The organism is Paenibacillus jiangxiensis (genome assembly GCF_046098255.1).
Taxonomy (GTDB): domain Bacteria; phylum Bacillota; class Bacilli; order Paenibacillales; family Paenibacillaceae; genus Paenibacillus; species Paenibacillus jiagnxiensis.
The window spans coordinates 1-22,399 of the sequence record NZ_JBJURI010000056.1; the positions used below are offsets into that span (position 1 = coordinate 1).

Below are 22,399 nucleotides of genomic sequence, written 5' to 3' on the forward strand. Positions count from 1 at the left end.
AACATCGTAGCGTGATGGACCGAATACCGTAGGGAGGGTTTGCCCCGAACGGGATGCGTGCCGCATCGAACGCTTGTGGAGATCCAGTCAGACCTTTCCTACAGAAAGGCAGCGATCGTCGAAACAAGAAGCCCCCGCCTCTTCAGGCGGTGGGAACATTCACTGCTTCAAGAATTAGAGCATTATTTTGATTATTTTGTTGGGAAAAGAACTGAAGAAATTGGACAAGTGATTTTAATGAAAAATTTATACTACAGAAGGCTTGTGAATAGTAAAAGGTGTTCGTTCGAGGAAATGTTGAAGAGCATCCCGGATTCATGCCGAGAATTGTTATTTGATTTCGAAGATAAAGCGAATTATCAGGCGACGTTTGCAAACGAAATAATCTATAGACAGGGTTTGTTGGATGGACTGAATTTTCGAAATACCACTTTAAATAACCATGTTCAAGTGGATTTTGTGGGAGAGTCCGAAAAGATACCAGCATCGGATAACAATGTATTCACGCTGTGAGGCTTTCGCCCCTTGGTTGTCAGATGTTTAATCATGGCCCAGACAACATACGACCCAGCCTAAGATAAGAGTTATCTAGTGCTGGGTCGCGTCGTGATTATAAACACGTTATATGATAGAAATACAGGTCTGGATCAAAGATAGAAAAAATAAAAGAAAACAGATGAGAACACTTGTACGCGGGCGTAAACACAGGTAAAATATGGATACAATTGAATCTTGGGTGGGTATGGTTTCCCTTCGAAAGGAGGTGAAACCATGGAAGTGAAAGATGCGATGACGCTGATGTTATTATTTGGATCATTCATTCTTGCACTTTTAACGTACATCAATAACAACAAGAGAAAGTAAAAAACCCACCCAATGGTTGACCGCCGAAGGTGGGTTTTTATTCCGATGACTTAAGAAGGGATAAACCATCCAAGCCAATTGTACTGACCAAGTGTTGACCGCACTTGGTCTTTATTTAAGTATATGATAACACATCAGAAAAGATGAATCAAAAATAAAATGCATAATGGAATGATAAAAACAGGTTAGCAAGCAATCTCGAAGAAGCATTTCCATCATAAAACATCATATTCAAGCAGGGACTCTTTGCGGAACTTGGTCTGCGGGTTAGATTTTGAGGAGGCATTTCAGCAGACACATCCCGACTTAGTTTGGACGTCTTGAATACAGAAACGTTATAAGAAATCGGCGCAAGTACATTTTAAGTTAAAACTTCGAGGAAGTTATATAAAAATCAAACTTCTGGAGCATCATAATGTATTGGCGTATAATAAGATTGAAGATGGTGAAGGAGGTACATTTCATGAGTGTCCCGAATAATGAATTTGAACAAATTATAGATCACTTAAATGATAAGAACAAAGTTGTGGCCAAGAGCTTTTTATCGTGGCTACTTGATAAGCAATTGGATGAAGATGATGAATATTTAACGGCCAGCGATCTAGACGCAATTGACAAGGGCAGATTAGAGTTTCAGAGCGGACAAACAAAATCGCTGGAGGATTTGAAGCGTGAGCTCGAGATATAGGCTTATTTTTTCGAGTGACGCTGAGAAGGCTATCGGAAAGCTTGACAAAACCATGATAAAAAGAATCTTGAGTGCGCTTGAAGATCTGAGTGAGGATCCATATTCTCACCCTAATACAAAGAAAATGAATGGCTCAGAAAAAGACATCTATAGATTGCGGGTAGGAAGTTATAGAATCATTTATGAAATCATTAGTAATGAGTTGATCATATTTGTAGTACGTATATTACCAAGAGGAGACATATATAAATGACAACTAGCCCCGACATGATAAGTTAGGGCTATTTTTGTTATAAACTTTTTGTAGTAAACGAAGTGGTTTTGTCCTGTTTACTAAATTTTTCAAAGTCCGATTCTAAGTGGAATACACGCTTATTCAAAGCCGCGATTTCAGAATCTTTATCAAGAATATTATCATGAATTCGGTCAAAAAGTGCGGAAATGTCTTTAGGCTGACTCTCGTCAATACGTAAAACAGATTGTAAAATGTTATCGATTTGGAGCGACATCTGTTTTTGATTCTGATCCAACTGTTGAATATCACTTTTTATGGACTTCGTTTCTTGTAAAATTCAATTTAACATCTGCTCCAAATCCATCACGCCCCTTTTCGTAACAATACTATAACATGATTATCATTACAGCACAGGAGCAGTAAACAATACGAAAATACTGCAAATCAGTTTAAACCTAATAGTCAGGAGCGTGTAAAATGTCCGTATACTTCGAAGAGAAGCGATCATTTACAGTTGTCGGAAAATTAGGACAGGGTTTTGCATCCGAAAGTCAAAGTTGGATTCCGGCCCTTTGGCAAGAAGCAAATACTAACTTTGAAGAGATTCGTTCATTAGCAAAGACTGATGCGGAAGGTAATATCGTTGGGATATGGGGGGCGATGAGTGACTTATCTGAGAACTTCAAACGTTGGACAGATCAAGGCAAGTATTTAGCTGGGTGTGAAGTATATGATGACTCAGTAGCTCCGACTGGGTGGACTAAATGGGTCATTCCCTCTTACAAATTCGCAGTAATGAAGTGCAACCAAAACACATACCAGGAAAAGTTCAATTATATGATTAACGAATTCATACCTAATACTAACTATTCAATCGTTGGGGCAGTGCATGAATACTACAATCCGTCCGAAACAAATGGAGATTTATATCTTTATTTTCCTATTGAAAAAACAAGTAAGGACAGATTGTAATATGAAGTGCGACACCTATTGGATATAAGGCGGGGGATAGCCGGAGCGGCAGTTGTTGACAATGGCTTCCACCTTCAGCTATATTGTAGGTACCTTTTATCAAAGGAGAGATTTTGATGTCGGTGAGTGTTCTTAACTAATCAAATTCCATACGTAAGGATGTTTGGCGTATTGCTGAAAAAATTGCTGCGGGAGCGGTGTTTCTTTGTAATGCCATCAAACAGCCTTGGAATTAGTTAAGAACAGCGGATATCATACGATGCCTTTGGAATAGGTCTGCCATTGTGCCCTTATCCGTGCTGAGTTCAGCGCGGTTTTTTTGTTTTTCGGCACCTTTGGCGGAATTGGAATGACGGGAGGACCGTCTATTCAGCCTATCCTTCTTTTGCGGCGGAGAATGAGCTTGCTCATTCTTCGTCTTTTTTTGTTGCCAATTTTATTTACAAGGGAGAATCCAAAAATGAACAAACAGGACTTACAGCGTCTGGAATACGGAAGAGTAAAGGAAGAGCTGGAGCGGTACGCCGTGTCTTATCTGGGCAAGCAGCAGGTGGCGCGGCTGGCGCCCATGACGAAGGGAAAGCTGATCCGCAAAACATTGGATGAAACGGCGGAAGCCAAAGCGCTTTTACAGCATGGAGCCAGTGTGCCGGTGCCTTCCATGGAGGGGATGGAGCATATTTTGGGCCTGCTGGGCACAGGGTATGTGTTCAGCGAGCAGGAGTTTGCGCAGATCCATCAATTTCTTACAAGCTGCTCGCAACTGATCAGGTACATGAAAGCCAAGCGTGAAGCGGCGCCGTTTGTCAGTTCTTATGCGGCTTCGATGTATGAGCTGGAGAAGGTTCGGTCGGCCATCGACAGCAGCATCCGCAGCGGGCGCATCATCGATTCGGCCAGTAAGGAGCTGTCCAGAATCCGAAAAAAAATAACCGTCATTGAGGAACGCCGCAAGGGCAGGCTGAACACCCTTATGAGCAAACACCGCAGTATTTTGCAGGAGCATGTTCTGAGTACACGCGGCGGTAGATATGTATTACCGGTCAAGAAGGAGCACCGCAAGCAGGTCAAAGGCATCGTGCTCGATGAATCGGCCAGCGGACAGACCGTGTATATTGAGCCCGAGGATATCAGGACTTTGCAATACGACCTATCCGCCCTGCAGGCGGAAGAAGCGCGGGAGGAGATGAAAATTCTAAGTGAGCTTACATCATTGGTGGAAGAGCATGCCCAATGGATTCACATTAATGCTGAAACGGTAGGGATGTACGATTTCCTGTTCGCCAAAGCGAAATATGCGGCTTCTATGGATGGCAGCAATGTGGAGCTGAACGAGCAGGGAGTGATACAACTGGTTGAAGCAAGGCATCCGTTCATGGGCAGATCCATGGTGCCCTTGAACTTCGCCCTTGGCAGGGGATATACCTCGCTGATCGTTACCGGTCCGAACACCGGCGGCAAAACCCTGGCCCTCAAGACAGTCGGATTATTAACAGTCATGGTGCAGTCCGGCCTGCTTGTCCCGGTCCGCGAAGGCAGCATGTTCGCCGTGTTCCACCATGTGGCGGTGGATATCGGCGACGGCCAAAGCATTGAGCATGCGCTCAGCACCTTCTCGGCGCATATCCGGAACGTGATCGAAATATTGCAGAACGCTGATAACCGGACGCTGGTGCTGATCGACGAAATGGCTTCTGGCACAGACCCGGGTGAAGGCGTCGCCCTCTCCATCGCAATTCTCGAGGAACTGCACCGGAGAGGGGCGGCTGTTATCGCAACAACCCATTATAACGAAATCAAGAGCTTTGCCGCGTCTGCGCCGGGCTTTGAGAACGCGCGCATGGAGTTTGATCCGCAGACGCTGCAGCCACTGTATCGTCTGCACATCGGAGAAGCGGGGCAGAGCTACGCCTTCCAGATTGCCCTGAAGCTGGGCATTCCGGAGCGGCTCATTCAGCGTTCGCGGGAAATAACACAGGAAGGAGCCACACAACCGGTTGATGCAGATCAAACTGTCCCTAACGCTGTACCTGATATAGAAAAGGCAGATACAGAAGAAACACCAGAAACGGTAGAAGCTGATCATACTTTTGACCAGACGGTGAAAAAGGAGTCACCACCCGTGGAGGTCATCACGAGCGATGCTGGTGATCCAACAGTGGAAAGTGGGTCGTCCGAGGAAAGTCGCACAAATGACTTATATGTATTCCAATTGGGAGACAGAGTCACGATTCCGTATTTGAATCAGAGCGGCATTGTGTGCGAGACGGAGGATAGCAGGGGAAATATCGGCGTCCTGATCCGCAAGCATAAAATGAAAATCCACAAAAAGCGGCTGCGCCTGCATATTGAGGGTAAAGAATTATATCCGGCCGACTATGACCTGGATATCGTGCTTGACTCAAAAGATAACCGCAAGAAACGGAAGCTCATGAAGCGCAAGCATGTACAGGGGCTGACCATTGAAAAGCAGGGGGAGCAGGATTAATACAAACTAAACAGGCAAGAAATCCAGATGAATTTAACATAACTCTAAGTAAAGTAGCTTGATATTAAAATAAAATGTTGGTATGATAAAAAGGAAGTGACTATAAAATATTAATTACAGGAGGGAACACCATGAGTAAAGATTTTTTCACTGCGATTAAAGAAAGACGCTCTTATTACGGAATCAGCAAGGAATCCGTCATCTCGGACGCACGTATTCAGGAGATCGTGGAAGAGGCTGTTAAATACACTCCTTCTTCCTTCAACTCCCAAAGCGCCCGCGCTGTCGTACTGCTCGGTGAACAGCATGACAAACTGTGGAATATTACAGAAGATATTCTGCGTGAAGTTGTAGGTGATGAGGCGGCATTCGCTTCCACTGCAGAGAAAATGGCCGCTTTCCGCAGCGGATACGGCACGGTGCTCTTCTTTGAAGATAATGATGTTGTAGCTGGGCTGCAGCAAAGCTTCCCATCTTATGCCGACAACTTCCCGGTATGGTCCAACCAATCGAACGGCATGCTTCAGCTGGTGGTCTGGACAGCGCTTGAACAGGAAGGGCTTGGCGCTTCGCTGCAGCACTACAACCCGCTGATTGATGAGAAAGTGAAGCATGAATGGAGCATTCCTGAAAGCTGGAGACTGATTGCCCAAATGCCGTTTGGCAAACCTGTTGCCCAGCCGGGAGACAAGGAATTCAACCCGATTGAAGAACGCGTGAAGGTTGTAAAATAAGCTTTGCACCCTATAGCAGCACCAAAAACGCCGGAGATAGGAATCCGGCGTTTTTTTGTGTACTATTAACGTTAGAATACAGCCAATACATAAAAGTGCGTGTTCAAAAAGTCAGGTTTTCAGCACCGAGAAGAACAACCTCTAAAAGGAGGCAGTGTATGTACAAGAAGCTGGAGTCTTACTGCCTGAGGAAAAAGGGAGCGGTCTCGACCTATCCGTTCGGCCCGTCCGCGCAGGTATTCAAGGTAGGGGGCAAAATGTTCGCCCTGCTCGTTGAAGAAGACGGCATGCCGTCCATTTCCCTGAAATGCGATCCCGTCATCGCCGAAAATCTGAGAGAACAAAACAAGGCGATCCGCCCCGGATACCATCTGAACAAGCAGCATTGGAATACGGTTACAGTTGACGGGTCCATACCGCAGTCCGAGCTGTATGCCATGATTGACCATTCCTATGAGCTTGTCCTCAAAGGCATGACCAAGGCGGCCCGTTCAGCCATCGAAGACCGGCTCGTCTGATAAATCAGATTTCAACGGATTCGCCAGGCGCCAGCACCTTGCCCTTCAGCCCTTTGGCTTCAAGCTGGGCGACAAAGGCTTCGGCGTCCTGCTTGATGATCGGGAACGAATTGTAGTGCACCGGAATGATCAGCTTGGCATTATACCACTCGGCTGCCTGCAGGGCATCCTCAGGCCCCATCGTATAATGACCGCCGATCGGGATCAGCGCGACGTCGATCGAATAGCGTTCGCCGAACATTTTCATATCGCTGAAGAGGCTGGTGTCGCCTGCGTGCAGAATCGTTTTACCTTCTGCCTGAACAATGTAACCGCCCGGCTCGCCGCCGTAAATAATTGTCTTTCTTTCCTCGTCCACGATACCGGAGGTGTGAAATGCCTGAATCATTTTGGCGGTGGCAAAGCCCAGGTCATAGGTACCGCCCATGTTCATGCCGACCGTGTTCAAGCCTTTCCAGGACATGTAGGTGGCCAGCTCGACGTTGGCAATGACCGGAATGCCGTTATTCGCCTTGGCGACCGGCTCCGCGTCCAGGATGTGGTCCATGTGGGCATGGGTCAGCAGAATGGCGTCGGTTTTGATGTCTTCCGGTTTGGTCACCGCCAGCTCGTTGCCGCTCAGAAAAGGATCGATCACGAGGGATTTACCGCTTGTCCCGATTTGAATGGAAGAATGTCCGTGATAAATGATTTGCATAGCTGTTCACTCCTTCTACATAATAGAATCAATATTCGGCTATAGTGTCGGGTCATTCCTGTGATGGTTTTCCAGTCTAAAAAATATATCATATAAATATACGGTCGTACATAATTATGATATATTCTAGCTATTTCCGAGTCAAGCAGGGGGTCATCTTTTGTTATCGGTTGAAAAGCAAATGCTGTTCTTAATGTCCCGTACGGGGAAAATGAATATTCAGGAATTGCTGCGGATTTATGAAAAACGGGGTTATGCCCCTACATACATTCGCAACTCCCTGTCCCGTTTGAAAAAAGGGGGCTATGTCATCTCCCCTAAGCGATCCGCATATCAGATTACAGACATGGGGCGGTCCTTCCTGGCCTCTATCAACAGCAAACCGCTGCGGGTTAGGGAAGCATGGGACGGGTGCTGGCATGTTGTAATGGCGGGTGTACCGGAGGTGCAGCGCAGAAAAAGAGACGCCTTGCGCGCCGGTTTGATCCAGTTTGGCTTCGGCATGCTGTATAACGGGGTGTATATTAACCCGTGGAGCAATGTCGATGAAGTGAACAGTCTGGTCGACAGTCTGGGCTTGTCCGGTTGCGTAACCTTCGTTAGCGGCAGGATGGAAATTGGCAGCATAACACCTCCGCTTGCGGAGAAAATATGGCAGCTTGAAAAGGTGGAAGCCCTGTACCAGGATAAATGGCGGTGGTACAAGACCGAGTTCGAGCCGCTCCTGCAGCGGGCAGGAGGGCAGGAGGACACCCCGCTGGAGTTGTTTCTGCTGTACCTGTCCCTCGGGGAGGCGGTCAGCGATTTGTTCCTGCTGGACCCGATGCTGCCTGCGGAGCTGTTGCCGCCGGTGTGGAAGGAGCATCATGATAGGCTGGAGCAGATGATTGAGGCTTATCGCCAATTGGCGGGACGTATTCCGGGGGATTCGTTGTACGCCCCTTTTGCGGTGGATTAGACGGCGGCAGACTTGAGGCGCGAATCTTCGTCCTGCAAGGCTGCCGCTTTGTTTTGGTTTGCTTACAGCCTCCACTTGATGCCAGTCTGGATATCGCCTCCGACTTTGCCGATATGCCCGCCGGCCTGGATACCCGCACCTTTCTTGCCGATGTGTCCCCCAACCTTCATGCCGACACCGTGGCCATTTTCTTTGGCTTCGGAGACGGTTTCATTCTCCTTGCCGCCGATATGCCCGCCAGCTGCAAGCTCAATGCCCTGTTTGTTGAGCTTTGCGCCTGCATCGACCTCCGCAGCGAGCGGGCCAATATGCCCGCCTGCCTGAACGCCGGCGCCGTGTCCGCCCCAATAGGCCCCCGCCCCTGCTCCGGTGGTGAGTCCACCGATATGTCCTCCAGCATGAACGCCCGCACCGTCAGGTCCCCACTGCGGATTGGCATTGTCGTTTGCCGGAGACGCTGCGGCAGGAGCCGTCCATTGCCCTGCGGGGGCCGAACCGAAGCTGTGATCGTTCCAGTGTCCGCCCGCATGAACGCCAGTTCCGTGCTCTCCGCCCCAATGAACGCCTGTTTGCAGCCCGCCCTGATGTTCTCCGATGTGTCCTCCCGTATGCACACCGGCGCCTTTCCAGCCGAGATTCATCCCGGCTCCGGCACCTGCACTGTGGCCACCTAAATAACCTCCGGCCTGAACGCCGATGCCGCCACCTCCCCATTGTCCTCCGTAATAAGGCAAATAACGGGGAACCAGCCCCGGATAATGAACGGTATAATACGGCACCGGATACACCGGTTGCTGCTGTCCGACGGTATCGGCACTATTAACACTATAGACGTTATATGGATACTGATTGTAATCCTCCATTGTCATTCCTGTAACCTCCCGGTGAGTGGATAATTCAGCCTATTCATCAGCCCATAACCGTGATACCGGCCCTGCCCAATATGGGCGGATAACCAATTTTTAGAGATGGAAATATGAATCCTGTTCGTTTTTATTTGTATCAGTCCGTCGAATGGCTAACCGCTCATTCCGGTTTGGGGTTCGTTGGTCTGCTCCTTTCTCATACTCGAATTGCAAAACGGCTTGTTCGTTATTCGCTGCGTTGGTGGGGTTCAGTTGGGTAATGTATACTTAGGAGTAGAAGGTGATAAAAGTGGAAAGACAGGAGGCTATGTTTATACTGAGTAAAATTAAAGGCGTGACGCGTGAAAATGAAGAATAAAATATTGTGGATTATTTTGGGAGTCTTTGTGGTACTTGCAGCAATTGGTGTCATTAATTTTTATTCCGTTAATTCTAGAATGTAGACAGAAAGAGGCAGGTCGGATTTATATCCGGTCTGCTTCTTTTTTGTACGCCCAGCATGGGCGGCGTCATCTATAAAGTGAAAATCCCGAACGAGGGTCGGAGAACGTCTTCCGTTAGCCACAAGCAGGGTGTTACTGCGAGGCGAAATTTGAAGGAAGTTGGGGGGTGGCAAATCTATCCTTTTTTGCTAGAGTAATAGAGAGGGGGTTCCCTTCCAAATTAAAAACAGGGAGAATGTCCATGAAACAGATGCACAAATGGGTTTTATGCTCCACCCTGCTGCTGGGGCTCGGGGGGACCGGCACGCTGGCGGGAAGTGCGGAGGCGGCAGGCGGAGTAGGCATTACACTTGATGGTTACCCGCTTCCTTTTCCGGTGGAGCCACAGGTCATGAAAGGCACGACTATGGTTCCCTTCCGTGCGATCTCGGAAGCGCTCGGCATTAAAGTCGTATGGAACCAGGCCGCGCAGACGATTACGGCTGTAAAGCAGGGAGAGGAAGGAACACAGCAGGTTGTGCTCACCATGGGAAGCACGACAGCTCAGGCCGGGGGGCAAAATGTCCAGCTGCCGGTAGCCCCGCAGACGATCCGGGGCACAACGATGATTCCGCTCAGCTTTTTCAGCCAGCAGTTCGGTGCTGACGTATCATGGAACCAGGGGACAAAAACGGTGTCGATTATGTCCCCCAAGGAGGACATGTACACCGTCGGCTTCTATGCGCTGTCTTCCTACAGCGAAATTAATCGGGTGCCTGAATTTGATTCCGTTGCTTTCGGCTGGAGCCGCATCGGGACGGACGGTGTTTTCACGACAGGGGCCAAGGAATACGGCTGGCCGCAGGCAGCCGGAGACGTCACACCTGAATCGATCATTCAGAATACCACTGCTCAGGGGACCGCACCTTATTTAATGGTATATTCGGTCGACGGCAATCTGGAGCTGACGAAAAACCTGGAAGACAAGCAGCTGCAGGAGCAGACTTTGACACAAATCGTGAATACGGCAACGGAAAACGGCTTTAAGGGAATCGCGCTGGACCTGGAAGGATTGGGCTGGAGCGGGGATAAAGCGAAGGCGCGAACCGATTACAACGCATTTATCAAAAATCTGGCATCCCGCGCCCATCAAGCTGGCTTGAAGCTGACGGTCATTCTTCATCCGCTGAACAGCGCTTATTCAGGCTATGATTACGGCACTTTGGGCAAGCTCGCCGATGAACTCATTATTATGGCTTATGCTTATGGAGACGAGAAGAGCCCGGAGCCTGCTGATAAAGTGGATGAGGCGATACGTCTGGCGCTGAAGGAGACCGGGAAGGAGAAGCTGGTACTCGGCATTTCCGTGGCGAGCGAGAACAAGCAGTCGGTCAATACGAAGATCGGACTGGCCAAGCGCTATGACCTGAAGGGCATTGCCGTCTGGAGGCTGGGGCTGATTGGTCAGGACGTCTGGGATGAGATGAACAAGTCCATTGAATTTAAATAACGGACATATTGACAACTTTATATGCAAAGTATAAAATGCATAAGCACGAAATGTTTATGCCAAACACCAGGACTACGCACCCAGAAGGTGTGAACGTTTTTTGCATTTAACTGCATCGAGGAGCTGCGGCGGGTTTTTATCTGCTGCAGCTCCTTTGTTTGTATGGAGGAGAGCATGTAATACTAAGCTGACATCAATTAATAATATTGATGTCAGTTTTTCGTATTTTATGGAAGCACTTCCAGCCTTGTCGGGACAACGGCTGCAGCCTCATGAATCAAATGATTAATGACACTGATAAAAAATTGTGTATGAAAAGTTGTCAAATATTCTGTCGGAAAACATTGATTCAGCCGGGATGCTGGATTATTATGTGAAAAACCAAATTCGTACTAATTGAAGGTCAGATGGTATGAATTTAGGAATAGGACAATATATTTGTTTACGTAATTAGGACACAAACCTGTTTGAGGGGACGGAAGTAGATGATTGACATGGATGGAGAAGTTCAGCGTTCCCATTACTCGGGACTTGATGAGCTTGACCGGGGGATTGTGCATTTTCTGCAGGAAAATGCCCGTATCCCGTTTACACAGATCGCCAAGGAGCTTGGCGTAACAGAGAAAACGGTACGTATGCGCGTGCAGCAGATGCAGGACGAGGGCATTCTTAGTCTGGTCGGGATTGTAAATCCAGTGAAAGCGGGAATCAGATTGGAGACAATCGTTTTTGTCTCCGTTGCCGATTCGGAGCTGGAGGCTGTTATCGAAGCATTGCAGGAGATGCCTGAGGTCAGACTGGTCATCCTGGTATCGGGCGAGTACCAGCTGATGCTGCAGGTGTTCTCCAGGGACTCGGATGAGTTTTCCGATTTTATGATGAAAAAGCTGAACAGAGTGAAGGGCATCACCAAGACAAACGTGATTGTGGAGCTTAAGGTGATCAAATCCAAACTGAAATTCATTCGTTGAACCGCCGCAAGGCTGGATTCATACATCGGTATGCTGCAGGGCCGCGGCGTCCAGTCCAGTAAGGCGGCTGCAGCCGCTGCCAATTTTTAAAAAAGGGGAGAGGAAGAAAATGTTATTTGGGAAGATGCAAAAGATGTTAACCTTGACCGTCCTGGGCAGCACGCTTGCGATTGCAGGCTGCGGAGGAGGACAAACGGCATCCGAAACGCCGACGGATACGGGGAGCAGTGCACAGACAAAAGTCCTTACCATTGGCTTGAAGGCCGATCCGCCAAGCCTGGATCCGAAGGTATCCTCCTCGTTGTATGACCGCCAGGTTCAAAACAGTATTTATGACAAGCTGTTCGACATCGCCCCGGACGGTAAAATCGTGCCGATGCTGGTAAAAGAGCACACAATCTCGGAAGATGGTCTCACTTATACTTTTACACTTCAAAGCGGTGTAACTTTTCAGGATGGAAGTGAATTTAATGCGGAAGCGGTCAAATTCAACCTGGAACGTTATATGCAGGAAGACTCCAAGCGTATTGCTGAGCTGAAATCCATTGACAGTATTGAAACGCCTGATGCTTCAACCGTCGTAATCAAGCTGAAGGAGCCGTTCTCGCCGTTCCTGTCCGTTCTCACCGACCGGGCCGGCATGATGGTATCTCCTGCGGCGGCCGAAAAGTTCGGGAAGGATTATATCAATAATCCGGTGGGCACCGGGCCATTTTCCTTTGTGGAACGGGTAAGCGGGGATCATGTCACCCTGGCCAAAAATCCGAACTACTGGAACGGAGAACCGAAGCTGGATAAGGTCACCTACAAGGTATTCACCAATACCAGCGCTGCCGTGCAAAATCTCCGTTCAGGCATGGTGGACATCATTGACGATATCCCCGTGAAGGAAATACCTGCGGTTGAGAAGGATGCCAACCTGACGGCGGTTACGGAAGCCAATATGGGGTATCAGGGCATCTACTTGAACACCACCTCCGGTGTGTTGTCGAACCCATATTTAAGGCAGGCGATTGACCGGGCGATTGACCGCGATGCGGTCGTTAAAGTGCTCTTTGACGGTTACAGCTCCCCGGCCTGGTCTCCATTCTCTCCGGGCAACTTCGCCAATGGCGATTCGGACAAGGCCCCAGTTCCGGAGGCGGCTGCAATTCAGGAGCTGCTGAACAAGGGTGGGAAGCCGGACGGCTTCGCCTTCAAAATGCAAATCTCCACCGATCCGGTCAACGAACAGTTCGGCGCGGTCATTCAAAATATGCTGAAGCAGTACAAAATCAATGTAGAGCTGGAAAAGGTCGAATACGGCACGATGCTGGAGAACAGCGACAGCGGCAACTTTGAAGCTCTGCAGCTCGGGTGGTCGGGACGTCCGGACCCGGATCAGAATTTGTATGATTTCGTCGTGACAGGCATGCCGAACAACAGCTCCCGTATCTCCGTGCCTGAACTGGATGATGCCCTGAATCAAGCCCGGGTTGAACTTGATGAGGCGAAGCGCAAAGAGCTGTACGACAAGGCAATGGGCCTGCTGCATGAGAATGCGGGTTATGTATACATCTATCACAACTACACCAAGTTCGGCCTTTCCAAAAAGGTGGCGGGCTTTGAGTATGTGCCTGACGGCATCATTCGCACAGCCAAGCTGGACAAGCAGTAACATCCTACACCAGGCAGGGAGAGAGAGCTCATGATGTATGTCGTAAAACGCTTCTTGCTGGCGATCCCGATCCTTTTTCTGGTCTCGGTCATGACATTCTCCCTGATTCATATGATCCCGGGCGATCCCGCCCGGGTCATTCTTGGACAGGAAGCGTCGCCGGAAGCGCTGCAGGCGCTGCGTTCGGAGCTTGGCCTGGATCAGCCGATTGTCACGCAGTATTTCAACTGGCTCGGCAAGGTTGCCACCGGTGATCTGGGAACCTCCATCACTGATCATGTGCCTGTTAGCCAATTAATTATGGAACGTCTGCCCGCCACGGTGGAGCTGACGACAGGCACCTTCCTTTTTGCGCTGCTTATAGCCGTTCCTGCCGGGATTCTGGCAGCCGTGCGGCGCAATACGTGGCTCGATTATACGAGTTCATTCGCTGCGCTCGGCGGCATGAGTATTCCGAGCTTCTGGCTTGCCATGATGCTGATTATTTATTTTACGGTCGAAAATAACTGGCTTCCTTCCTCGGGTTATGTTCCCTTCACAGAGGACCCGAAGGCGAATCTGATGGCCATGATTTTGCCGTGTGTCGCCACAGGGCTGCGGGAATCGGCGGTCCTCATGCGCATGCTGCGCTCTTCGCTGCTGGAGGTCATCCATATGGACTTTGTTCGTACGGCGAAGGCGAAGGGATTAAATGAATGGATGACCGTCTTCAAGCATGTGCTGCGCAATGCGCTGATCCCGGTCGTGACGACTTCGGGTCTGCTGATTGCGGGTTTGCTCGGGGGACTGGTCATAACTGAATCGATCTTCTCCATTCCCGGCTTTGGGCGTCTGATTGTAGAGTCCGTATTCAAGCGGGATTATGTGACAGTGCAGGGGGCGATTCTCGTATCCGCTCTGCTGGTCGTCGTCGTAAACCTGTGCGTGGACCTTCTGTATGCCGTAATTGATCCGCGGATCAAGTCAGGGAAGGGGGCGTAAACTTATGAAAAATTTGCGGAAATTTATGCGCTCCGGTCTCGGCGTGCTCGGCGCGCTGATTATTGCGCTGCTGGTGCTGGTCGCGGCGTTTGCGCCCCTGATCGCTCCTTATGATCCTAATTTGCAGGACTATAACGCGATTTTGCAGGAGCCGGGCAGCGGCCATCTGTTCGGCACAGATGACCTTGGCAGGGATATCTTCTCGCGCGTCGTATACGGGGCCCAGGTGTCTATCAAGGCAGCCTTGATCTCCGTCGGTATCGCCGTGGTGATTGGAGTGCCGATCGGCCTGTTCACCGGGTATTACCGGGGCTTCTGGGACGAGTGGGTCGTCATGCGGGTGGTGGATTCGCTGCAGGCGTTCCCGTTCCTGATTCTGGCTCTGGCTATCTCGGCGGTGCTTGGGAGCGGCTTCGGCAATGCGATGCTGGCGATCGGGATCGGTTTTGCTCCTTCCTTTGTCCGGATCACTCGCGGCCAGGTGCTGATGCTGCGCAATATGGAATATATTCATGCGGCCAAATCGGTTGGCGTCAAAGATATGCGCATTATTTTCGGTCATATTTTGCCCAATGCGATGGGCCCCATCATCATCCAGGCGACGCTAACGATGGCGACGGGCATCCTGGCTGAGGCCTCGCTTTCGTATCTCGGCCTGGGCGTACAGCCGCCGACGCCGTCCTGGGGCAGCATGCTGAACCAGGCGCAGAGCCTGCTGTCCGTAGCTCCTTATGCCACGTATTATCCGGGGCTTGCCATTTTCGTCGTGGTGCTCGGCTTTAATCTGCTGGGCGACGGATTGCAGCAGTATCTCGATCCCCGGGCGCGAAAATAGAAAGGAGTGGAACGCGGATGACTGCGATATTGCAGGTACAGCAATTAAAAACCCGTTTCAAAACCGATCATGGGCCAGTTGCGGTGGTCGACGGCGTGGATTTCTCCATCCGCAAGGGAGAGACGCTTGGAGTGGTGGGCGAGTCCGGCTGCGGCAAAAGCGTGACCAGTCTGTCCATTATGCGCCTGCTGTCAGTGAACGGTTCGGCGGAAGGGCAAATTTTGTTCAAAGACAAAAATCTGCTGAGCATTTCCGAAAAACAGATGCAGAAAATCCGCGGCAACGAGATCGCCATGATCTTTCAGGAGCCGATGACCTCACTGAATCCCCTGCACACGGTGGGGAGCCAGATCGAAGAGGTTGTGCTGCTGCACCGGCGGGTGTCGAGAGCGGAAGCGAAGAAGCGCGCCATCGATATGCTGAAGGCGGTGGGCATGCCGCGGCCGGAGGAAATTTACGGCGAGTACCCGCATCAGCTCTCGGGGGGCATGCGGCAGCGTGTCATGATCGCCATGGCGATGTCCTGCGATCCCGAGCTAATCATTGCGGATGAGCCGACAACGGCGCTGGACGTGACCATCCAGGCGCAGATCCTTGAGCTGATGCAGGAAGTCAAGGAGAAGACAGGCACCTCCATCATGCTGATAACCCACGATCTTGGCGTCGTTGCGGAAATGTGCGACAGGGTGATTGTTATGTATGCGGGGCAGGTGGTGGAAGAAGCCGAGGTTGATGTACTTTTCGAGGAGCCGAAACACCCGTATACGATCGGCCTGATGAAATCCATTCCTGAGCTTGGCGACGAGCGAGAGTACCTGGACACGATTCCCGGCTCGGTGCCTCTGGCGCATCAGATGCCCAAAGGTTGCCGCTTCGCGCCGCGCTGCAGTCATGCCATGCAGATCTGCCATGAGCGTGAGCCGGCATTGTTCAAGCTGGAGCAGCAGCAGTGCCGCTGCTGGCTCTATGCGGAGGTGAAGAAATAAATGGAACCGTTACTGCAGGTTAAAGGCCTCAAGCAGCATTTTCCCATCCATGCCGGAGCCTTCGGCAAAGTGGTCGGGCATGTCCGGGCTGTGGACGGCATAGATTTGGAAGTATACCCCGGCGAAACAGTCGGCATTGTGGGCGAATCCGGCTGCGGCAAATCGACAACCGGCCGTACCATTTTACGGCTGAACGAACCGACGGAGGGCGAGGTGCTGTTCGGAGGCAAAGATTTGGCCAAGCTGGACCGGGAAGAGATGCGCAGAACGCGCCGGGATATACAGATGGTATTCCAGGACCCGTTCGCGTCCCTGAATCCGCGCAAGACGATCCGGCAGATTCTGTTGGAATCGCTTGAGGTGCACGGGATCGGAACGGCGAAGGAGCGGCGGGCCAAGGTCGAGGAGATCATCGAGGTAGTCGGCCTGAAGAAGGAGCATCTGGACCGCCATCCGCATGACTTCTCCGGCGGACAACGCCAGCGCATCGGCATTGCCCGGGCCCTGGTGCTGAATCCGAAGCTGATTATTGCCGATGAGCCTGTATCCGCGCTGGACGTATCCATCCAGTCGCAAATACTCAATTTGCTGAAGGATCTCAAGAAGGATTTTGACCTTACGCTGCTGTTCATCTCCCATGACCTGTCTGTTGTAAAGCATCTGTGCGACAGGGTGGCGGTCATGTATCTGGGCCGGATTGTGGAAATCGGAGACAAGCGCAGCCTGTTTGCGCAGCCGGGCCATCCCTATACCCAGGCGCTGCTGTCTGCAGTACCGCAGGCGAATCCGAAGCTGAAGCGCAATCGGATTGTGCTGAAGGGAGATTTGCCGAGCCCGGCCAATCCGCCTTCCGGCTGTACGTTTCATCCGCGCTGCCAGTATGCCACGGACGAATGCAAAAGCAAAGCGCCTGTCCTGCGAGAGATTGGAGAGGGACATCAGGTATCCTGCCATCGTTATGAGGAAATCTTCGCGGATGACCTTGTGCGGGAACAGGTGTACGGGACGACAGAATAAGCCTTATGCTAGGAGGGAGGGGCGGCGGACAGGTGTGTCCGCTGCTCTGAGCCTAAATATATTATGATTGGAAGTGGATGTTATGACACCGTTCGATCCATTGTCTTATCCTTATCCATCGCAAAGAAATGCCGTTTATGCACGTAACGGAATGGTGGCTACTTCCCAGCCGCTTGCCGCACAGGCGGGCCTGGATATTCTGAAAAAGGGCGGTAATGCTATAGACGCAGCCATCGCAACCGCCGCATGTCTTACGGTCGTTGAACCAACCTCGAACGGGATCGGCGGAGACGCCTTTGCCATCGTATGGACGAAGGACGACCGGATGCACGGCCTGAACGCAAGCGGTCCCGCGCCTCAAGGCATTTCCATTGAGGCGGTAAAGGCGGCGGGACATGAGAAAATGCCTGCATACGGCTGGCTGCCGGTAACGGTGCCCGGAGCTCCTTCAGCATGGAAAGCCCTGTCCGATCGGTTCGGCAGACTGCCGTTGGCGGAGGTTCTTCAGCCCGCCATTGATTATGCCGAAAATGGCTTCCCGATTTCGCCGACATTGGGCCATTATTGGAGCGTTGCATACCGCCGGTTCTCCGAATCGCTGAACGGGCCGGAGTTTGCAAGTTGGTTCGACACATTTGCCCCTGAAGGCCGGGCTCCGCGCGTCGGGGAGATCTGGAAATCGCCGGGGCATGCCGCCACACTGCGCAGCATTGCGGAGACGGGTGCCGAATCGTTCTACCGGGGAGAACTGGCAGAGCGAATCGACGCTTTCTCCAGAGAGCACGGCGGGTTCCTGCGCAAGGAGGACCTTGCGGCTTATGATCCCGAATGGGTTGATCCGATTTCAGTAAACTACAAGGGCTACGATGTGTGGGAAATCCCGCCGAACGGACAGGGACTGGTTGCGCTGCTGGCCCTTCACATTCTGAACGGTTATAATTTCTCCGCCCGCGATGCAGTAGATACGCACCATAAGCAGATGGAAGCGATGAAGCTGGCATTCACCGACGGGCTTAAATACATCACCCAGCGCGACAAGATGAGCGTAAGTGTGGAGGATTTGCTTTCATCCGCATATGCCCAGACACGACAGGCCCTGATTAGTGAGGAAGCGCTAATGCCAGAGCCCGGCGAGCCTGCCCGCAGCGGAACGGTCTATCTGGCGGCTGCAGACGGGGAAGGCAATATGATTTCCTATATACAGAGCAACTATATGGGCTTCGGGTCGGGCATCGTTATTCCTGGAACGGGAATCGGCCTGCAGAACCGCGGCCATTCCTTTTCACTTGATCCATCCCATGATAACCGTCTGGAACCGGGCAAAAAAACGTACCATACGATTATACCTGGTTTTCTTACCAAGGACGGCAAGGCCCTGGGTCCATTTGGCGTCATGGGCGGTTTTATGCAGCCGCAGGGCCATATGCAGGTGGTCATGAACCTTGTGGATTTCCAGCTGAATCCGCAGGCTGCGCTGGATGCGCCGCGCTGGCAGTGGATTGAGGGCAAGACAATCGAGATCGAGCCGTCATTCCCCGAGCATCTCGCCCAAAGCCTGATGCGTAAAGGCCATCAGATCAAGCGTGCGAGCGGTCCCGGTGGTTTTGGACGCGGACAGATCATTTTGCGTGATCAGGACAGCGGTGTGCTGGTCGGCGGAACGGAGTGGCGTACGGACGGAACGGTGGCTGCATGGTAGAGTATTAAAAAATGGAACAGAAGGCACGCATGGAACGTATGCAAATAAAGAGCTATCCCTCGACTTTTAGCCGAGGATAGCTCTTTTTTCCGTTTCGTGCAGCAGAACGCAAAAAAACTCCAGATACGCATGTACCTGGAGAAGAAAAAAAAGTTATGACACTTATGAGTATACTAGAGTATATCAAATTCGTATATACTTTTATTCATCATTTCCCATGTAAATGAGTGTTATTTTTAGGATGTTGGAACTTACTCCTTGCGTTATGAAGCGAAAAAACGGATACTATAATACGAGTGATTTAATTTTGTAAAATCATTTTGAATCCAAAGCAGATACGGAGGGTTTAACGATGTCTGAACATAGATCCCCTAAGGGAAATTCACTGCAAAATGTCAAAATATCCGTACTGGATCTGGCGCCCGTCGTAGAAGACGGAACAGCGGCGGACGCGCTGCGCAACAGCCTGGATCTGGCCCAGCATACCGAAAAGTGGGGCTATCACCGCTATTGGGTCGCTGAACATCACAACATGCCCGGAATTGCCAGCTCTGCAACATCCGTTGTAATCGGCCATATCGCAGGTGGCACATCCACGATCCGGGTCGGCTCCGGTGGGATTATGCTGCCCAACCATGCGCCGCTGGTCATCGCCGAGCAGTTCGGCACGCTGGAGTCGCTCTATCCGGGACGCATCGATTTGGGCCTTGGCAGAGCACCGGGGAGCGACAGAAGAACGACGCTGGCCTTGCGCCGGGAGCTGGACAGCGGGGAGGATTTTCCTGAACTGCTGGATGAGCTGAGCGCTTATTTTGACCCGTCGACCACCTCTTATCATGCCCCGGTCCGGGCGGTTCCAGGCGAAGGGTTGCATATTCCGATTTGGCTGCTCGGCTCCAGCGACTTCAGCGCGCAGCTTGCAGGCAGGAAGGGGCTGCCGTTTGCGTTCGCCGGCCACTTCTCGCCTGACTATACCCAGCGCGCTCTGCAGGCTTACCGGAGCAGCTTCCGGCCGTCCGATGTGTTCAAGGAGCCCTATGTTATGGTTGGTGTCAATGCGGTGGCCGCGGATACGGATGAGCAGGCCGAATGGCTGGGCACGACCATGCAGCAGCAGTTCCTGAATATCATCCGGGGCAGAACCGGGAAAGTTCAGCCGCCTGCCGACATGGAGGGAAAATGGACTGAGTATGAGCGAGCCGCCGTGGAGAAGCAGCTGAAATCCACCATGAAAGGCGGTCCGCAGAAGGTGCGCGAGCAGCTGGAGGCTTTTATAGCGGAAACCGGCGCGGACGAACTCATTATTAATTCGATGATTTACGACCATAAAGAACGTTTAAGATCTTATGAAGTTATCAGCGAGGTTATGAAGGAGCTTCGCTGAGCAGGAGGATGGATCCCCGTCGATGCAGCGCATCAGGCGGGGATTTTTTCTGGCAATAGGTAATTGCGCTGCTTTCCCTGCTTGCTGTCTTGAACTCTGCTGCCAATCGCCGTATAATACGTTGAATTTGTTGAAAAAAGGAGAGAGCTCACTTGCATAGAAAAGGCGCGAACGGAAAAGAGAGTCGGCAGCGCCTGCTTGATGCGGCAGCTGAGGAATTTGCCCTATACGGCTTTTACCAGACGAAGATCAGCTCCCTTGCAGCCCGTGCCGGCATGACGCAGCCTGCTTTCTATCAGCATTTCGAAAGCAAGGATGCGATTTTCACCGAGCTTATGGACAATTTCCAATCACAATTGAGCGTATTGGTGGAGAACAGCAGGATTGAACCCGGTAAAGCGATGCATGAAGTGAAAAATGAAGTGCAGACTGCCCTTGTCGGCTGGTTCCGCTTCTTATCCGCAAATCCCTCGTTGACGAAGATCGGCTTTTTTCATTCCAGGGAATCCGTTCATTTCAAGGCCAGGCTGGCCGTTATGTTAAAAGAAAAGATGACGTTGGAGCGGGCGGCAGGCTATTTGCGCGGAGATGTGGATCTCAGTGCTGCGGCCGAGGCACTGATCGGCATCCTTGAACGGCTGACCTTGACCAAGCTGCTCCCTGGGAAGGACGATCCTGTCCACTTGGCGGAACAGACCCGCCTGCTCCTGTTCGATGGCCTGCTGGCAAACGACGGTTAGCTTCGTTCTGTCTGGGAGAGGGACATGCAATCTGGTCTATCGTTTAAAAAATAGGCGGCAAGCAGGGCTATTTGCCCCATACGTTTGTCTACCCAAACGCATATGATGCCTATGTAAACGGAAGAGAGGAGGAATTGACATGTCGGGTGCTTACGGAGGTTTGGGATTCGGAGGAGGCTTTACTTCAACTGGTGCAATCCTGGTACTTTTCATTTTGTTGGTAATCATTACCAGAGCCTTCTTGATCTAATTTGGCAAACAGCTTTGGAAGGGAGGTCGAGCAAATGAGCGCATGCAAAGGCGTAGGTTACGGCGGAGGCTTCGGCGGTGGTTTCGGTGGTGCCTTTACTTCCACAGGCGTGATTCTGGTTCTCTTCATCCTGTTGGTTATCATCTCCCGCACGTTCTTCATCTAAGAATCCATGTATGAATTTCCATACATTCTATAATTAGGATGGTAAAAGATAAGCTCTGACGCTGCCGGCGTTGGGGCTTTTTCACGTGATTGAGCAGTCGAAGGCATCAGACTGGATTTTTTAGTTTTAAAGTTTACGTTGACGTTAACGTTATATAGTTATAGAATTATTTATATATAAAATATTACATAAAGGAGGGGAGAGTGTGTTCAAAATTGATGAAGTGGCGAAGGAGTGCGGATTGACGAAGCGGACCATCCGCTATTATGAAGAAATCGGCCTGCTCCCGTCGCCGCAGCGGAGCAGTGGCAATATACGCCTGTATACGCAGGAGGATATCGATCTGCTTAAGAAAATCGTCAGCGCCAAGGAGGTGCTTGGTTTTTCGCTTCAGGAGCTCCAGAGGTATATCCAGACCGCCGAGCTGCTGAAGGACCAGCGGGAAGACTACCGCAGCCGTACAGATCACTTGGAGCCGGAGGAGCGGCGCAGGATGCTCACGGACATGGAGCGGACGCTTAATGAACAGCTGGAGCTCATGGAACGGAAAATCGGGAGCATCCGGGCACTGCAGGAGGAGCTTGAGGAACTGCGTACCAGAGTGAGAACGAGGCTGGATCAGTTCGGAGAAGAATAATTCTGGTATGCCACAGCAAGAGTAACTAAATAATGTTGTACAATTTTAGAGCAGCGGTACGATGTCAAGACCCTGAATGAAAGGGATTTTCGCGTGCTGTCACTTTTTCAGGGGGTGGACCGAA

General features: G+C 51.0%; 25 protein-coding genes. 22 read left to right on the plus strand and 3 right to left on the minus strand.

Translation table 11 applies throughout. From position 1 onward, the window contains the following. Positions 1-57: 57 nt before the first annotated feature. The 4 genes from ACI1P2_RS30605 to ACI1P2_RS30620 all read left to right on the plus strand — a co-directional run bounded on the left by ACI1P2_RS30605 (position 58) and on the right by ACI1P2_RS30620 (position 1,805). Positions 58-513: a hypothetical protein gene (locus tag ACI1P2_RS30605; RefSeq protein ID WP_408976389.1), complete on the plus strand. Its 456-nt coding sequence runs from the start codon at positions 58-60 to the stop codon at positions 511-513. A gap of 258 nt (positions 514-771) precedes the next feature. After that, positions 772-864 (plus strand): competence inhibitor ComI, encoded by a 93-nt coding sequence (comI, locus tag ACI1P2_RS30610; protein WP_305753226.1) that lies wholly within the window; start codon positions 772-774, stop codon positions 862-864. 463 nt (positions 865-1,327) lie between these two features. Next, entirely contained in the window at positions 1,328-1,552 is a 225-nt protein-coding gene (locus tag ACI1P2_RS30615; protein ID WP_355327387.1) for a hypothetical protein, read from the plus strand. Then, positions 1,536-1,805, plus strand: coding sequence for a type II toxin-antitoxin system RelE family toxin (locus tag ACI1P2_RS30620; RefSeq protein ID WP_355327390.1), 270 nt, complete (start codon positions 1,536-1,538; stop codon positions 1,803-1,805). The genes ACI1P2_RS30615 and ACI1P2_RS30620 overlap by 17 nt, the downstream gene beginning before the upstream one ends. A 37-nt stretch (positions 1,806-1,842) precedes the next feature. On the opposite strand, the gene ACI1P2_RS30625 is transcribed toward ACI1P2_RS30620, so the two are convergent. Then, positions 1,843-2,082, minus strand: a complete 240-nt coding sequence (locus tag ACI1P2_RS30625; RefSeq protein ID WP_355327393.1) for a hypothetical protein — start codon at positions 2,080-2,082, stop codon at positions 1,843-1,845. Positions 2,083-2,264: 182 nt separating this feature from the next. On the opposite strand from ACI1P2_RS30625, the gene ACI1P2_RS30630 reads away from it, so the two are divergent. The 4 genes from ACI1P2_RS30630 (at position 2,265) to ACI1P2_RS30645 (ending at position 6,499) form a co-directional block, all read left to right on the plus strand. Then, complete coding sequence (locus ACI1P2_RS30630) at positions 2,265-2,759, plus strand: GyrI-like domain-containing protein (protein WP_355327396.1); 495 nt, start codon at positions 2,265-2,267, stop codon at positions 2,757-2,759. Between the two features lie 460 nt (positions 2,760-3,219). Next, positions 3,220-5,247, plus strand: coding sequence for an endonuclease MutS2 (locus tag ACI1P2_RS30635; protein ID WP_355327399.1), 2,028 nt, complete (start codon positions 3,220-3,222; stop codon positions 5,245-5,247). A gap of 131 nt (positions 5,248-5,378) precedes the next feature. Then, positions 5,379-5,981 (plus strand): nitroreductase family protein, encoded by a 603-nt coding sequence (locus ACI1P2_RS30640; RefSeq protein WP_355327402.1) that lies wholly within the window; start codon positions 5,379-5,381, stop codon positions 5,979-5,981. A 158-nt stretch (positions 5,982-6,139) separates the two neighbouring features. Further along, positions 6,140-6,499, plus strand: coding sequence for an MmcQ/YjbR family DNA-binding protein (locus ACI1P2_RS30645; protein WP_355327405.1), 360 nt, complete (start codon positions 6,140-6,142; stop codon positions 6,497-6,499). A gap of 4 nt (positions 6,500-6,503) precedes the next feature. On the opposite strand, the gene ACI1P2_RS30650 is transcribed toward ACI1P2_RS30645, so the two are convergent. Further along, positions 6,504-7,196, minus strand: coding sequence for a metal-dependent hydrolase (locus ACI1P2_RS30650; protein WP_355327408.1), 693 nt, complete (start codon positions 7,194-7,196; stop codon positions 6,504-6,506). A 160-nt stretch (positions 7,197-7,356) separates the two neighbouring features. Here ACI1P2_RS30650 and ACI1P2_RS30655 point away from each other — a divergent pair, with 160 nt between their 5' ends. Beyond that, complete coding sequence (locus ACI1P2_RS30655) at positions 7,357-8,154, plus strand: PaaX family transcriptional regulator C-terminal domain-containing protein (protein WP_355327411.1); 798 nt, start codon at positions 7,357-7,359, stop codon at positions 8,152-8,154. A 62-nt stretch (positions 8,155-8,216) separates the two neighbouring features. On the opposite strand, the gene ACI1P2_RS30660 is transcribed toward ACI1P2_RS30655, so the two are convergent. After that, entirely contained in the window at positions 8,217-9,023 is an 807-nt protein-coding gene (locus ACI1P2_RS30660; RefSeq protein WP_355327414.1) for a hypothetical protein, read from the minus strand. A 681-nt stretch (positions 9,024-9,704) separates the two neighbouring features. Between ACI1P2_RS30660 and ACI1P2_RS30665 the strand changes: the two genes are divergently transcribed. From ACI1P2_RS30665 to ACI1P2_RS30725, 13 genes are all read left to right on the plus strand, one after another. After that, complete coding sequence (locus ACI1P2_RS30665) at positions 9,705-10,952, plus strand: stalk domain-containing protein (RefSeq protein WP_355327417.1); 1,248 nt, start codon at positions 9,705-9,707, stop codon at positions 10,950-10,952. 485 nt (positions 10,953-11,437) lie between these two features. Next, the gene (locus tag ACI1P2_RS30670; protein ID WP_355327420.1) at positions 11,438-11,923 is read left to right on the plus strand and encodes an Lrp/AsnC family transcriptional regulator; all 486 of its coding nucleotides are present in this window, start codon (positions 11,438-11,440) and stop codon (positions 11,921-11,923) included. A gap of 124 nt (positions 11,924-12,047) precedes the next feature. After that, positions 12,048-13,580 (plus strand): ABC transporter substrate-binding protein, encoded by a 1,533-nt coding sequence (locus ACI1P2_RS30675; RefSeq protein WP_355327423.1) that lies wholly within the window; start codon positions 12,048-12,050, stop codon positions 13,578-13,580. 30 nt (positions 13,581-13,610) lie between these two features. Further along, on the plus strand, positions 13,611-14,561 hold the full coding sequence (locus tag ACI1P2_RS30680) for an ABC transporter permease (RefSeq protein ID WP_355327426.1): 951 nt from the start codon (positions 13,611-13,613) through the stop codon (positions 14,559-14,561). 4 nt (positions 14,562-14,565) lie between these two features. Beyond that, positions 14,566-15,396, plus strand: a complete 831-nt coding sequence (locus ACI1P2_RS30685) for an ABC transporter permease (protein ID WP_355327429.1) — start codon at positions 14,566-14,568, stop codon at positions 15,394-15,396. Positions 15,397-15,413: 17 nt separating this feature from the next. Beyond that, on the plus strand, positions 15,414-16,382 hold the full coding sequence (locus tag ACI1P2_RS30690) for an ABC transporter ATP-binding protein (protein WP_355327432.1): 969 nt from the start codon (positions 15,414-15,416) through the stop codon (positions 16,380-16,382). Beyond that, entirely contained in the window at positions 16,383-17,399 is a 1,017-nt protein-coding gene (locus ACI1P2_RS30695) for an ABC transporter ATP-binding protein (RefSeq protein WP_355327435.1), read from the plus strand. An 82-nt stretch (positions 17,400-17,481) separates the two neighbouring features. Continuing rightward, positions 17,482-19,098: a gamma-glutamyltransferase family protein gene (locus ACI1P2_RS30700; protein ID WP_355327438.1), complete on the plus strand. Its 1,617-nt coding sequence runs from the start codon at positions 17,482-17,484 to the stop codon at positions 19,096-19,098. Between the two features lie 352 nt (positions 19,099-19,450). Further along, positions 19,451-20,482, plus strand: coding sequence for an LLM class flavin-dependent oxidoreductase (locus ACI1P2_RS30705; protein ID WP_355327442.1), 1,032 nt, complete (start codon positions 19,451-19,453; stop codon positions 20,480-20,482). Positions 20,483-20,634: 152 nt separating this feature from the next. Continuing rightward, complete coding sequence (locus tag ACI1P2_RS30710) at positions 20,635-21,222, plus strand: TetR/AcrR family transcriptional regulator (RefSeq protein ID WP_355327445.1); 588 nt, start codon at positions 20,635-20,637, stop codon at positions 21,220-21,222. Positions 21,223-21,361: 139 nt separating this feature from the next. Further along, positions 21,362-21,472 carry a YjcZ family sporulation protein gene (locus ACI1P2_RS30715; protein ID WP_355327448.1) on the plus strand — a complete coding sequence of 37 codons (111 nt, stop codon included), beginning with the start codon at positions 21,362-21,364 and terminating at the stop codon, positions 21,470-21,472. Positions 21,473-21,506: 34 nt separating this feature from the next. After that, positions 21,507-21,638, plus strand: a complete 132-nt coding sequence (locus tag ACI1P2_RS30720) for a YjcZ family sporulation protein (RefSeq protein WP_355327451.1) — start codon at positions 21,507-21,509, stop codon at positions 21,636-21,638. 205 nt (positions 21,639-21,843) lie between these two features. Then, a complete protein-coding gene (locus tag ACI1P2_RS30725; protein ID WP_355327454.1) occupies positions 21,844-22,275 on the plus strand; it encodes a MerR family transcriptional regulator in 432 nt (143 codons plus the stop codon). Positions 22,276-22,399: the final 124 nt, after the last annotated feature.